13 protein-coding genes and 1 other RNA gene are annotated in these 13321 nt (G+C 30.5%); 8 read left to right on the top strand and 6 right to left on the bottom strand.

Going from position 1 to position 13321, the window contains the following annotated elements; translation table 11 throughout:
• Positions 1–200 precede the first annotated feature (200 nt).
• Positions 201–1667: a hypothetical protein gene (locus tag WPG_RS16745; protein ID WP_144374502.1), complete on the top strand. Its 1467-nt coding sequence runs from the start codon at positions 201–203 to the stop codon at positions 1665–1667.
• Positions 1668–1696: 29 nt separating this feature from the next.
• Here the strand turns inward: WPG_RS16745 and fsa are convergent, their stop codons facing one another.
• The 4 genes from fsa to ffs all read right to left on the bottom strand — a co-directional run bounded on the left by fsa (position 1697) and on the right by ffs (position 3884).
• Positions 1697–2350: a fructose-6-phosphate aldolase gene (fsa, locus tag WPG_RS16750; RefSeq protein ID WP_045474817.1), complete on the bottom strand. Its 654-nt coding sequence runs from the start codon at positions 2348–2350 to the stop codon at positions 1697–1699.
• Between the two features lie 120 nt (positions 2351–2470).
• Complete coding sequence (locus WPG_RS16755) at positions 2471–2878, bottom strand: hypothetical protein (protein WP_045475751.1); 408 nt, start codon at positions 2876–2878, stop codon at positions 2471–2473.
• Between the two features lie 46 nt (positions 2879–2924).
• Positions 2925–3728, bottom strand: a complete 804-nt coding sequence (locus WPG_RS16760; protein WP_045474820.1) for an SDR family oxidoreductase — start codon at positions 3726–3728, stop codon at positions 2925–2927.
• Positions 3729–3785: 57 nt separating this feature from the next.
• An RNA gene (gene ffs / locus WPG_RS17985) (signal recognition particle sRNA small type) lies at positions 3786–3884 on the bottom strand.
• Positions 3885–3983: 99 nt separating this feature from the next.
• On the opposite strand from ffs, the gene WPG_RS16765 reads away from it, so the two are divergent.
• The 5 genes from WPG_RS16765 to WPG_RS16785 all read left to right on the top strand — a co-directional run bounded on the left by WPG_RS16765 (position 3984) and on the right by WPG_RS16785 (position 8923).
• The gene (locus WPG_RS16765; protein ID WP_045474822.1) at positions 3984–5012 is read left to right on the top strand and encodes a glutaminyl-peptide cyclotransferase; all 1029 of its coding nucleotides are present in this window, start codon (positions 3984–3986) and stop codon (positions 5010–5012) included.
• Between the two features lie 88 nt (positions 5013–5100).
• Positions 5101–6006 carry a carboxypeptidase-like regulatory domain-containing protein gene (locus tag WPG_RS16770; RefSeq protein ID WP_045474824.1) on the top strand — a complete coding sequence of 302 codons (906 nt, stop codon included), beginning with the start codon at positions 5101–5103 and terminating at the stop codon, positions 6004–6006.
• Positions 6007–6032: 26 nt separating this feature from the next.
• Positions 6033–6422 carry an acyl-CoA thioesterase gene (locus WPG_RS16775; RefSeq protein WP_045474827.1) on the top strand — a complete coding sequence of 130 codons (390 nt, stop codon included), beginning with the start codon at positions 6033–6035 and terminating at the stop codon, positions 6420–6422.
• 81 nt (positions 6423–6503) lie between these two features.
• A complete protein-coding gene (locus WPG_RS16780) occupies positions 6504–7268 on the top strand; it encodes a hypothetical protein (protein ID WP_144374503.1) in 765 nt (254 codons plus the stop codon).
• Between the two features lie 83 nt (positions 7269–7351).
• Complete coding sequence (locus WPG_RS16785) at positions 7352–8923, top strand: right-handed parallel beta-helix repeat-containing protein (protein ID WP_045474831.1); 1572 nt, start codon at positions 7352–7354, stop codon at positions 8921–8923.
• A 298-nt stretch (positions 8924–9221) separates the two neighbouring features.
• Here the strand turns inward: WPG_RS16785 and WPG_RS16790 are convergent, their stop codons facing one another.
• On the bottom strand, positions 9222–10463 hold the full coding sequence (locus WPG_RS16790) for a hypothetical protein (protein WP_045474833.1): 1242 nt from the start codon (positions 10461–10463) through the stop codon (positions 9222–9224).
• Positions 10460–11404 carry a DUF5694 domain-containing protein gene (locus tag WPG_RS16795; RefSeq protein WP_045474835.1) on the bottom strand — a complete coding sequence of 315 codons (945 nt, stop codon included), beginning with the start codon at positions 11402–11404 and terminating at the stop codon, positions 10460–10462. Before WPG_RS16795 ends, WPG_RS16790 begins: the two co-directional genes overlap by 4 nt.
• Positions 11405–11603: 199 nt before the next feature.
• Here WPG_RS16795 and WPG_RS16800 point away from each other — a divergent pair, with 199 nt between their 5' ends.
• Together WPG_RS16800 and WPG_RS16805 are read left to right on the top strand one after the other, a co-directional pair.
• The gene (locus WPG_RS16800) at positions 11604–12638 is read left to right on the top strand and encodes a sensor histidine kinase (RefSeq protein WP_052471319.1); all 1035 of its coding nucleotides are present in this window, start codon (positions 11604–11606) and stop codon (positions 12636–12638) included.
• Positions 12635–13318, top strand: coding sequence for a LytR/AlgR family response regulator transcription factor (locus tag WPG_RS16805; protein ID WP_045474837.1), 684 nt, complete (start codon positions 12635–12637; stop codon positions 13316–13318). Before WPG_RS16800 ends, WPG_RS16805 begins: the two co-directional genes overlap by 4 nt.
• Positions 13319–13321 lie beyond the last annotated feature (3 nt).

A 13321-nucleotide genomic window follows, 5' to 3' on the forward strand; every position in this document is an offset into this window, starting at 1 on the left:
AGTAGAAAATTAAACACAAAATCCATTACTGAATAGCGTTATGAATTTAAAAAGTAAATAATAATGTGTATCTGTTCTAACAAATATGCATTATACATGGTTTTTCTGTGATTTAACGGGATTTATAACCTACACAACAAGTTTTAACGAGGTGTTAACAATACATGAAGTTTCCAAAACATATTTTTGTTTTGTTGATTATGATGAAAATTTCCCTAATATCTAAGCATATAGCTTTAATATGTCTTTTAACAAGCCTTACTATAGGTTGCAAGCCAAATAGTAACGACAAGGGAGACTACGCCTATATTGGAGGTGAAATTATAAATCCTAAAAACCAAAATATCATTCTTTACGATACTAAAGGTAAAGTTGTAGACTCCTTAACTTTAGATTTCAACAATAGATTTGTACATAAAATAGAAGATTTACAGTCAGGTCTATATATGATTACTCACGGTGGTGAATATCAAAAGATTTTACTAGAGCCTAATGACAGTATTATGTTTAGATTAAACACTTATGATTTTGATGAGTCTTTAGTATTTACAGGTGATGGTGCGAAGAAGAACAATTATCTAATTAAGACCTATTTGTTCAATGAAAAACAAGAAAAGAAATTAGTTAAGTATTCGAAAATGGAACCCGAAGCATTTCATGATTTCACTGAAGAAAGACGGAATAATCAATTAAAAGAATTAAGTTCTTTTTTAGAATACAATAAAGAGTCTGAATTATTTAAAACTATTATAGAGGCAAACATCAATTACAATTCCTATGCAGATAAAGAGATTTATCCTTTCGCCTATTTTGGAAACAATAAGTTGATACACATTAAAGATTTACCTGAAGAGTTTTTTGCACATAGAAAGGATATAAATTACAACTCTAAAATTTTAACTCGTATCTATGCTTACAATCGATTTTTATCTTCTCACATAGAAAATTTAGCGACACACAAATATTACGACGATAATGCTTACCATAGTAAATTTAATAGACATGACATGAGCTATAATAAGTCTAAGCTTGATTTGGTGGACAGTATTATCTCTGATGAAACTATAAAAAATAATCTTTTAAAATATAAAACTAGAGATTATGTAAGTCACAATCATACTGTTGTTGAAGCAAATGAAATGTTAGAGTATTATTTATCTAAGAGTAGTAATGAAGAAGATAAAAAAGCTATGAAAGAGCTTGTATCATCATTGAAATTATTACGTCAAGGAAATCAAATACCAAACTTAGCTGTAATAAATTATGATAATAGTGAATATAATCTAAATTCCATAATAAATAAACCAACAATCATATATTTTTGGTCGTCTAATTCTAAGATGCAATACAGGAATAGCCATTACAAAGTAAAAGGGTTGAAATCTAAATTTCCTGAGGTAAATTTTATTTCTATTAATTTAAATAGTAATGATGATAAGACTTGGAAAGAAATTATTAATAATTATGATTTCCCGACAACAAATGAATATCGTTTTAAATACCCAAAAAAGTCAAGGAAAATATTAGCTGTTAATTATTTAAATAAAGCTATCATAGTTAATGAAAATGCTATGATATTGCACCCAAATATTAATATTTTCAAATCAGATTTCTCTAAATCACTTGGCAAATTATTACAAAAAAAGCACCTTATTGTTGCTAAATAAGATGCTTGTTTTATAATTATTGTATTAGCTTAATTTCCTTTTTTATAATCTGCTAAAAATTTCTCTAAACCAATATCTGTTAAAGGATGTTTTAATAATCCTACAATTGATTTCAACGGACCTGTCATAACATCTGCACCTAACTTAGCACAATCTATAACGTGCATAGTATGGCGAACAGAAGCTGCTAATATTTCTGTTTCAAAAGCATAATTATCATATATATGACGAATCTCCGCAATAAGGTTTAAACCATCAGTAGAAATATCATCTAAACGTCCTATGAATGGAGATACATACGTTGCGCCAGCTTTTGCTGCAAGTAAAGCTTGACCTGCCGAGAATACTAAAGTGACATTAGTTTTAATTCCCTTATCAGAAAAATATTTACAAGCTTTAATACCATCTTTAATCATCGGTAATTTTATTACAATTTGATCATGTAAATCAGCTAAAGCTTCACCTTCTCTAACCATACCCTCAAAATCAGTAGAAATAACTTCAGCAGACACATCGCCATCTACAATATTGCAGATATCTACATAATGCTTTAAAATATTATTTGTACCAGTTATGCCCTCTTTAGCCATTAATGATGGATTTGTAGTTACGCCATCTAAAATACCCATGTCTTGAGCTTCTTTAATCTGATCTAGGTTTGCTGTATCGATAAAAAATTTCATCTAATTAAAATTTGAATTGTTGTGTTTTTTGTTGTCGCGAATTTACAACTATTCGTTAGGTAGATATATATTAAACTATTAAAATATATTAACAAGTTTCTAATTAGAGCAAATAAAGACCTATTCTATAATTAATTTATAACTTCTAGACGTACTGTATTCACATAATAAATCAGGATCATCATCAAAATTATTTCTAAAAGGACCTTCAACATCTAAGAATACTTTAATACGGAATGTACCTGTCTCTTCTGGTTTTCCTTCAAAGCTTATAGTTCTATGGCTTACATAATAATCCATACCCAAAGGCAAACCTTCAGCATAAAAAAAGTAATCATAGTCATTATCTCTAGGTTCATTATTAATTTCAGCGTCAAATTCTGTATAATAGAAACTTTCTGTTGAGCCAATTGGAAATTCCTTATTAGGTAATTCTGGCTCTCGTGGAATAATGCAACTCAATACATCTTCACAACTAAAGGCTAAAAAAAGGCAAATAAAAAGGGGAATAATTTTGTAAGTTTTCATAATAGCTAAATTTGAAAAAGATACTTCAAATAGCATACCAAATTAACTATAACTTATAATGATTCATTAATAATTTCTCATAAACCTTATCTGGAAGAATTCGCTTTAAGACAATTGAAAATTTTTGCATGAATACACCAACCTTATAATGCACTTTCGGCTTTCTAGTTTCAATAATTTTTAGAATGGCATCTGCCATTTGTTGAGGATCACTACCATCATCTACATGAGCATCCATTAATTTTAAACTCTTACCATAATTTACTTTATAAGGAGAACCTTCCAAAACTGGTGCATGATAACGACCAGCTGCAATATTAGTAGCAAAATCACCTGGAGCAACATTAGTCATTTGTATACCAAATTCCTTTAACTCCATTCTAAAGGCTTCTGTAATTAACTCTAAAGCTCCCTTACTTGCACTATAAATACCTCTATAAGGCAAACCCATATAACCAGCAATTGAGGTCACATTAATAATCAAACCCGATTTTTGAGAACGCATAGTCGGAAGCACAGCTTTTATAACATTGATAGGACCAAAAAGATTTGTTTCAAAATTGCGTTTAATTTCAGCATCTGGAATTTCTTCAATTGGCCCAGTAATTCCGGCACCAGCATTATTTACTAATACATCAATTTTAGATTCTAACTTTAATACCTGATTAATACATGTAGCAATCGTCTCTGATTTTGTAACGTCTAGAGCAACTATTGGGAATACACTCTGAGGATAGTTCTGTGGATTACGACTAGTACCATATACTTTAAAGCCCTTAGCTTGGAGGTACTCACCTACCGACTTTCCTATTCCTGAAGAACCACCTGTTATTAAAACAACTTTAGACATCTACTTTGAAATTTAAGTAAGCAAAATACAAATTTATAGGAGAATTTAGGGCACAAAAAAAGGCAAGCTACCTACATCACACCGCTACGACCATCTACCTTTGCTGCGTTCCCGCCCTGGAGGATTCAACAGGAGCTGGTTGTGTAGGACTTGCCAGCCGCAAAGATACAACCTTTTAATACTTTTACAATCATTATTTAATGATTTTTAAACTGAATTTTATTTAATAACTTGCTAAAAAATAAGAGACACTTTATGCACTTATCTAAATATATCATAGTCATTTGTTTAAGCTTAATATTTATTAATTGCGGCAAAACAAATAGTTCCAAACAAACCGGATTAACAATTAATACGGCCGTTAAATCGTTAATGCTTGGCGATACTTTAAAATTATCAATAAACAATCCTAAAAATTTAGATATCACCAATGTGAGTTATCAACTTAATGGGAAATCAGTTGATAATACTACTATTTTAAATACGACAACTTTAGGTAAAAAAGTAATTACAGCGGTAGTAAAATACGATGACCAAACTGAGACTATAACCAAATCTATTAAAATCTTTAATAATGTTATTCCTTCATACTACAAATATGAAGTCGTCAATACTTATCCTCACGATATTACATCCTATACTCAAGGCTTAGAATTTTATAATGGTGAATTGTACGAAAGTACAGGACAGCGTGGAGAATCGAAATTGAGAAAAGTGAATTTTGAAACAGGAGAGGTTTTAAAAAACATCAATTTAGAAAACCAATATTTTGGTGAAGGTCTTACCATTATGAATGATAAAATCTATCAATTAACATGGCAAAAAGAAAGAGGCTTTGTTTATGATGTCAATACTTTTGAAAAAATAAGCTCTTTTAATTATGGATCAAGTAAAGAAGGTTGGGGAATTTGTAATGATGATAAAACACTCTATAAGTCTGATGGAACTGAGAAAATATGGTTATTAAACCCTGATAACCTTACAGAACAAAGTCATATACAAGTGTATACGGAAAAAGGTAAAATTCCCAGCTTAAATGAGCTCGAATGGATTGATGGTAAAATCTTTGCAAATATTTATCAGAAAAATGGTGTCGTAATCATTAATCCAAATAATGGTGGTGTTGAAGGCGTTATCAACTTTAAACCACTTAGAGAATTAGTAACTCAACATGATGAATTAGATGTTCTCAATGGCATTGCTTACCATCCTGAGCGTAAAACAATTTTCGTTACAGGAAAAAATTGGGACAAACTTTTTGAAGTTAAAATAAAGAAACAATAAACTTCACTCACCGAAAAGGTCACTTTACTCATTCTGCATTTTATTTACCGATTTACTTATGATTCTTTGATATATAAATCAAACGATCATGAGAAAATCTATAACTATTAATATTCCTGAACCTTGCCATGAGGATTGGAATAAAATGACACCAAAAGAAAAAGGTCTACATTGCCATTCATGTCATAAAACAGTTTTCGACTTTACGACCAAAACTGATGAACAAATTATCAAAACCTTTGAAACAGAAGGAAAAGTTTGCGGACGATTTAAGACCCAACAACTCAACAGAGAGATTGTTTTAACCAGAAAAGACAAAAATAATTATTTGTCTTGGGCAGCTTCTGGTCTATTTGCATTCTTAGCTTTAGGAAATCAAGAAGTGAATGCACAAGGCAAACCAAAAATTGTACAAACAGATTCTGTCAAAGTTCCTCAGATAAAAGGTAAAGTAGCAACATCTATATTAAATAAGAAAGTATACTCTGGTACATTGACCACAACTAGTGATGGATTACCGCTTCCTGGTGCATCAGTAATTATTAAAGGTACCAGTGTAGGAACTCAAACTGATTTTGATGGTAAATATAAAATACAAGCAAACATTGGCAACATATTAGTATTTAGTTATATGGGAATGGATCCAATAGAGATTGTATTAAGCAATAGTTATACAATTGATGTTGCCCTTGTAGAAAATATCATGGGAGAAATTGTTACCGTAGGTTTGATTACTTATTCATCAAATTATACGCATGATTGCAACCTAAGTGAAGATAATGATCCTGAGCTTTACGCTACAGAAGCAGAACAACAAAAATCTAGAGAAATTAGAGCACATAATCAGAAATGGAGAGAAAGAAACAAGGCAAGACGAACAAAATGGAGAAATGAGCGTTTATTGAAACGAGAAGCCATAAAAAGTGGTAACCAAGAACGAACCGTTTTAGGCAAATTATTCCATAGAATTAAAAGTGCTTTCGCAAAGAAATAATACCTTTGAGCATCAAAATATAATTGATGCAAATATTCGAAAAAACCATTACAGTTTCAAAAGACGATCTAGATGACCTTAACCATGTAAACAATGTACGTTATGTACAATGGGTTCAAGATATTGCTAAAGAACATTGGTTAGCCTATGTTTCAGATAAGGTTTTAAGCAAATATTCATGGTTCTTAGTTAATCATTTTATAGAATATAAAAGTCAGGCATTACTTGGCGATCAACTATTACTCAAAACTTTTGTTCCAAAAACTGAAGGCGTAAGTACTACAAGACACGTAGAAATAACTAATAAAAAAACAAATCAACTTATTGTCAGTTCTAAAGCAAAATGGTGTTTGATTGACTCAAAAACACAGCGTCCTACAAGAATAACAAATGAGATAGCTAGTCTCTTTAATTAACAATACTTTAGGTTAAAGTTTTTTTAATGCATAAATGGTTTTATTCTTAAAGTCTTTTCTTTATTGCACCAATCAACTTTTATGCGTCAATTAATAGTAATACTCTCTTTAATCTGTTTGCCTTTTACTTTTAACGCTCAAACATTACAAGGAAAAGTATATGATGCTTCAGGTACCGTTAAAAACATAAAAGTTCTTAATGATACTCAAAACCGATTTACTGTAACTAATAAAGATGGTGATTTTAGTATCATTGCTAAAGTCAATGACACACTTCTATTTGAGTCCTTATTTTATCACCCAAAAGCGGTAGTTCTTAAAGCTTTTCATTTTAATGATATTGCTGTTTTTGAGCTCAAAAAAATAATTAGTGAGCTTGATGAGGTAGAAATAATTGCAGAACCAGAACAACCTGTATTTGAAGAGCAAACCTATAACATCGAACTCCAAAATTTAATAAAAGAGGATATTAAAAATAATCCTGAGCTTTATCAACCAAGCGGAGCAAGTTATGGTGTAGACTTTGTCTACCTCATAGGTCAGTTAGCTAAACTCTTTAAAAAAAACAAATATCAACCACCTGTTTACGAACCTATTTCCTACAAGCAAATGGATTCTTTGTTTTCCAAAAGCGCCTTCTTTAACAAGCAACTCATCACAGAGAATTTAAAAATACCCGAAGATAAAATATATCTATTTTATGATTTTTGTGAAGCAAAATACATGAGTTCTAAATTACTTAAAGAGGAAAAAAAGATGCAATTTCTTGAGCAATTGGTACTGAATAGCCAGCTCTTTTTAATTCTTATAGAGCAATATGGCGAGAAAAAAGAAGTTAAAGATTAAATTCTTACCCATAATTCCTCAACTTCATAATAATTCATAACTTCAAAAGTTATATTTTTAAGCATTAAATATATTTATCTCTTATGAAGCGATTGCTGTCATTCTTTATTTGTTTCGGAATCTTATTATTCTGGAGTTCTTGTCGTAACGATTTTGAATTCTCACCAAGTACAGGAAATTTAGAATTTGTAAAGGATACGGTTTATTTAGATACGGTTTTCACCAATATTGGTTCTAGCACATATAACTTAAAGGTCTATAATCGTAGTGATGATGATATTGTGATCCCAACCATTCAATTAGAAAACGGAATTAGCTCATTTTATAGAATGAATGTAGATGGTGGTACTGGTCTTGAAGGCGCACAAGAAGGAAAATTCTTTGAAGATGTTGAGCTATTAGCAAATGATAGCTTATTCATTTTTATTGAAACTACAATAGATATTGAAACACTATCAAACTCTGACACCCAGTTTCTATATACAGATCGTATTCTATTTGATATTGGTAGTAACCAACAAGATGTGGATTTAGTAACACTTGTTAAAGACGCTATTTTTATTTATCCAAATAGAAATGAAACCACTGGCATTGTAGAGACCTTAACCTTTGATGTTGATGGTGATGGCAATTCGGATGAAACCACATTACAAGGTAGATTCTTAGAGGATACAGAACTAACTTTTACTAACGAAAAACCCTATGTGATTTATGGTTATGCTGGCGTCGACTCAGGTAAGACCTTGACTATGGATGCTGGTGCTCGTGTTCATTTTCATGCTAACTCTGGTATTATTGTAACCGATAATGGTACATTAAATATTAATGGAGCGTTAAGCACTGATCAAGAAATTTTGGAAAACGAAGTTATTTTAGAAGGTGATCGTTTAGAACCGCTTTATACAGACATACCAGGACAATGGGGAACTATTTGGCTGTTTAATGGTAGTGCCAATAATACTATTGAGTATGCAACTATAAAAAATGCGACTATTGGTATTTTATCAGAAGGTAATCAAGCAGCAACAAACGATAAATTAACGATTACTAATTCCCAAATTTATAATACAAGTAGTTTTGGAATTTTAGGCAGAGCTACATCAATAACTGCAGAAAATACTGTAATTAATAATTGTGGTCAATCCTCATTTGCTGGCACTGTAGGAGGTAAATATAATTTTACGCATTGTACAATTGCAAACTATTGGAATAATAGTTTTAGACAATTCCCTGCAGTACTCCTTAATGATTATGTAGAAGATGCAGAAGGAATTACAACACTTAATGATTTAACTGAAGCTAGCTTTAACAATTGTATTATATATGGAAACGATAATCCTGAAATATTTCTAGATGATAGAGGACCTGTTTTTAGTTATAAATTCACCAATTGTTTAATACGATTTGATGATGAAAATCTTGAAGGCACAGGAAACTACGTTTTTGATAATACGATGTTTTACGATGGAAATTCTTTCAATGTAGATCCAGATTTTGAAGATGGCTTCGAAAATCTCATGCGTATTGGAGAAGACTCTGGTGCTAATAGACTCGCATTCTCATTGATACCTTCTGGTAGTGATATTCTTGGCGTAAATAGAGATTCTGCTGAACCTGATTGTGGTGCTTATGAAAGCATAACATTTGAAGATTAAGTTTTGAAAAAGCGATTCAATTATTCAAAATTTATTGTTGAGATAATACATTACTTGTGGTTGTTTTTTAATATTTCATTAGTCCTAATGTTTGTCATAGCACTATTCAACAAAATATTTAGACCAAATTTCAAAAATTTATCTACAACAAACTTCATTATAATTGGAATCATTTTATTGATTTCAATAGTTCTTAATATAATATGGTTTACTAACCAAAGAAAAAAAAGTGTTACAAAATAAGTTGAAATGCTTTATAATTTAAAGCGAATTATTGAATTTCAAAATATATTAAGTCTTAGTCATAAATAAGTGTACCCTCTACTTCTACTTTTGGGATTACAATTAAATCATAGCGCTCTACCAATTTAGCCAACTGCTCATTGAGGTTAAATCGTATTGGGTAATAATGATAGCCTTTAATCAAAGGTCTTAAATCTATAACGACCCACTGGTTTTCTTTACCCATTTCTATTATTGGTTTGTGATTTTTATAATATATATTCTCTGAAATACTGTTATCCTGTAATTGACCATCTTCCATATGAAATCGAGTCTTAAAACCAATATTTAAAGTTGTATTTCCATAAAATTCTGCAAGCTCATTGAGTGTATTACCCACTTCATAGACACCTAAAGGAGAAAATCCTTTAGACAAATGATAACCACCCATTTTTATAAGAAGTTTATCCTTTTCAATATTAAAATCTAAATTATCTAAGCCTTTCTTAAGTTGACTTTTCATGTATTTAATGCGTGTTGCATTATTCTCATACCATTGTCTTTTATTATATAACATATAGATAGCACTACTTTTTTTTAAAGCATCAATAACTTCAATATTGTTAGCTTCAGAACCCATTTCCTTTAAAAATTCTTTAAAAAGCTTTGATTTAGATAGAGCTCTATGTAAATTCTCTTTATCCGATTGATCATTTTTATAGAATTGTTTTAGTTCTGATCGCATCCTACTATACAGATCTTTATGTTGCTTTTTTAGATCTTCTGATAAATTGTTAAACATAATATCGACAAGCATTATGTAACTGTCATAATATTCTTGATCAATCCCAAAAATATTCCAAGAATTGTCTTTTGCATTCTTTAAAAATCGTACATCTTCTTTACTATCAAAGAATGGAAAAGGTATATTGATATAACCATCTGAATCCCTTGTAAGATATTTTTCATGTATATGCTTAATCTCATTTTCAATATCACCTTCTAATCTGTTAAGTACTTTTCCAATAGTGGGTCCAACCTCCAAAGCCATTGCCTTATAATTTAGACTATCTAGTATTGGAATGATAGCATTTGTAAATTCTGAAATACGTTTAGAGCCATGATATTCGCCTAACATAGTATATTGAGCTTTTGCCATTTGCTGCTTTAAAAAGGCTTCACCTTCACCACTTAACTTTCCATCTATAACATTAAATGTGTAAGTAAAAGGCTTCAAGTGTTTCGTAGATAAACTATCTTGAGCATAACTTATGTAAAACAATAAACAAGCTACTGTAGTAATTATAATCTGTCTCATTTTGGATATGTTTTAAGGTTGTGATACATAATGACTTTTACATTAGAATCTAATCGTTTTAATTCTTCACTTACGGCTTTAGCATGACCAGCACCAACAATTAAGACACTGCGTTTAACTTTGGGATTATTCTCAAGAACTTCTAAAATATTTTTAGCCATATTGACATTTCTATCGTCCCATTTTTTTATCTGCATATCATAATCTTCGCCACTAAAACCTTTAAATCGTAAAGAGTTAATTCTATAATAGGCATCTAACGTTTCTGGCTTATTAATATATCTTCCTAGTGACCAAGATGCACCTGCAAAGATGTTTCCCCAAGTATCTTTTCGCATCACTTTTTTAAAAGTTTTTCTTCCCTCTTTAGTACCTGCCTTAAGAGCGCGTTGCCACGCAGGCCAATACCCTTTATAACCAGCATGACTATCAACACCATACACTTCTTTCAGTTCTAGTTTGCGCATTAACTGAAAGGTTAAATCTGTGTTTTGATTACCATAAGGTTTAAACTTCTTGGTCGCTCCAAACCTAGAAAAATAGCCATATATTCTATGATTTCCTTGATCACCAATACTCAAATAATAGGATTGTAATTTTCTAAATTCCACACTATCTATCTCTTTATTAGACATCTTTTTTAAACGCTCAATATCACCATAATTAACTGTATCGTTAGCTTTTTTCTTGAGGTACGCTTCTTTAAACTTAGAATTCCATTCACCCATAGCTGCTGTATCACCAGTTTTAGAATACTCTGCCATTATTAATTCTGGCTGATATTTGAGTATCTTCTTAACCATTGGTATATAGGCACGTTTCACAATTCCTGGTATTTGGTGCATATCACCAACAATTAGAATTTCTTGCTGTTCTTGAGCAGACAAACTACTATGAAGCAATAAAAGAATTCCGAAAAAAAGTTGAGATAAATATTTCATGAGGTTTTGCTTTTTAGTTATGATTCAAAATTCAGATACTTTTTACTCATATAAAAGTAGAATCGGTAAACTAAGAGTATATCTCTGCAAAAATAGAAGACAAATACTTGAATGAAAATTATGCTAAGTTCACAGATAAATTTTTCAAGTTTACCGATCCTATTTAAACATAACCGCACATTTTATTAGTTTAGCATTTATGAAATATGATATTAAAAAATTAAGTTTCTGGTTTCTGGTTTATTACTTAGTTACCGATGTAATTGGTGAAATTATAGAAGCAGATTCTATTTCAAAAGCTATTGACTATCATTTACAAACACATATAGTTATTTTGACAATTTCTGTTGGATTCATCTTTTTTTTATATGCCTTATCATCTTACTCTATCTTCTACAAATGGCATCATAAAAAGCCATTTTGGAATAATTTAGTACTCATCCTAGTAAGCACAATATTCATTATTGGTTTACGCTATCTTATTGAAGAAATCATCTTTAGAACTTTTCTTGGGTTTGGGAATTACAAAAAAGGAGTCTCTCTATTCTATTATTTACTAGACAATTTCTATTATGTGTTTCAATACTGTGCATTAGGTATTATTTTCTATTTTTGGCAATACTCAAAATATAAGGACGAGCGTAATAATCAATTATTGTTAGAGAATCAGCAAATGGAGCTTGATCTATTACGATCTCAAACCAATCCACATTTTTTATTTAACACACTCAACAACATTTATGCTTTAGTAAACACGAATTCAGAAAAAGCTTTAGGTGCCATCGAAAAACTATCTCTATTATTGCGTTACTCGCTCTATAAAACAAAGACAGTTGTGCCTTTAGAAGATGAAATTTCGCAGATTAGAAACTTTATAGACTTAGAAAGTATAAGACATAAAGAACCACCACATATAGAGTTTAATATTGAAGGGATTACCAAAAATATTAAAGTTCCTCAATTTTTATTATTGCCTTTTGTTGAAAACGCGTTTAAACATGGTAGCTTACACAGTATATCGCAGCCTATTATAATTGATATTACTGTGGATGGAACTTGTTTAAATTATAAAGTCATCAATGAAATTGAAAAAAAGAAAAAGGACAAAGTTGGTGGTTTAGGGTTAGACAATCTTAAAAAACGCTTAGAACTTCTATTTCTAAAACAATATTCCTTTTCTTGTAAAACAGAAAATTCAACGTTTACAGCACAACTTAAAATACCTATACAATGACCTGTATTATAATTGATGATGAACCTTTGGCTGTTGACTTATTAGAATCCCATGCATCTAAGATTGAAGACTTAAAAGTTATTGGTGCTTTCAATAATCCATTAGAAGCTTTAAAAATTTTACGCGAAAAGTCTGTAGATCTATTGTTTTTGGATATACAGATGCCAGAAATTACAGGTGTTGAGTTTAAAAAAATTATTAATCCAGATATAAAAGTGATTTTTACGACGGCCTATTCGGATTATGCCCTAGAGAGTTACGACTTAGATGTCGTCGATTATTTATTAAAGCCTATCTCTTTTCAACGCTTTTTACAAGCCGTAGAAAAAGTACAAAATAGGAACCCAAAACCTATTACAGAAGAAGAAAGTGATTATTGCTTTGTAAAAACTGAATATCGTCATCAAAAGCTATTCTTTTCGGATATTTTATATTTAAAAGGTTTGAGCGATTATGTTTCTATTCAAACTAAAGAAGGCAAGGTACTTACATTACAGAAAATGAAAGAATTTGAACAAAGTCTTCCTAAGAGTAAGTTCATTCGCGTCCATAAATCTTATATTATTGCTCTAGAGCATATTGAATTTATTGAACGTAATCGCATTATCATAGAAGGAGAATACATTTCTATTGGTGCGACCTATAAAGATACTTTTTGGAAAAAAGTGGAAAACAAATAAAAA

The organism is Winogradskyella sp. PG-2, assembly GCF_000828715.1.
GTDB lineage: Bacteria > Bacteroidota > Bacteroidia > Flavobacteriales > Flavobacteriaceae > Winogradskyella.

Bases quoted from the DNA above. Each gene is read 5' to 3' on its own strand.
- WPG_RS16745 (WP_144374502.1), top strand. From the start codon at position 201: ATGATGAAAATTTCCCTAATATCTAAGCATATAGCTTTAATATGTCTT.
- fsa (WP_045474817.1), bottom strand. From the start codon at position 2,350: ATGAAATTTTTTATCGATACAGCAAACCTAGATCAGATTAAAGAAGCT.
- WPG_RS16755 (WP_045475751.1), bottom strand. From the start codon at position 2,878: ATGAAAACTTACAAAATTATTCCCCTTTTTATTTGCCTTTTTTTAGCC.
- WPG_RS16760 (WP_045474820.1), bottom strand. From the start codon at position 3,728: ATGTCTAAAGTTGTTTTAATAACAGGTGGTTCTTCAGGAATAGGAAAG.
- WPG_RS16765 (WP_045474822.1), top strand. From the start codon at position 3,984: ATGCACTTATCTAAATATATCATAGTCATTTGTTTAAGCTTAATATTT.
- WPG_RS16770 (WP_045474824.1), top strand. From the start codon at position 5,101: ATGAGAAAATCTATAACTATTAATATTCCTGAACCTTGCCATGAGGAT.
- WPG_RS16775 (WP_045474827.1), top strand. From the start codon at position 6,033: ATGCAAATATTCGAAAAAACCATTACAGTTTCAAAAGACGATCTAGAT.
- WPG_RS16780 (WP_144374503.1), top strand. From the start codon at position 6,504: ATGCGTCAATTAATAGTAATACTCTCTTTAATCTGTTTGCCTTTTACT.
- WPG_RS16785 (WP_045474831.1), top strand. From the start codon at position 7,352: ATGAAGCGATTGCTGTCATTCTTTATTTGTTTCGGAATCTTATTATTC.
- WPG_RS16790 (WP_045474833.1), bottom strand. From the start codon at position 10,463: ATGAGACAGATTATAATTACTACAGTAGCTTGTTTATTGTTTTACATA.
- WPG_RS16795 (WP_045474835.1), bottom strand. From the start codon at position 11,404: ATGAAATATTTATCTCAACTTTTTTTCGGAATTCTTTTATTGCTTCAT.
- WPG_RS16800 (WP_052471319.1), top strand. From the start codon at position 11,604: ATGAAATATGATATTAAAAAATTAAGTTTCTGGTTTCTGGTTTATTAC.
- WPG_RS16805 (WP_045474837.1), top strand. From the start codon at position 12,635: ATGACCTGTATTATAATTGATGATGAACCTTTGGCTGTTGACTTATTA.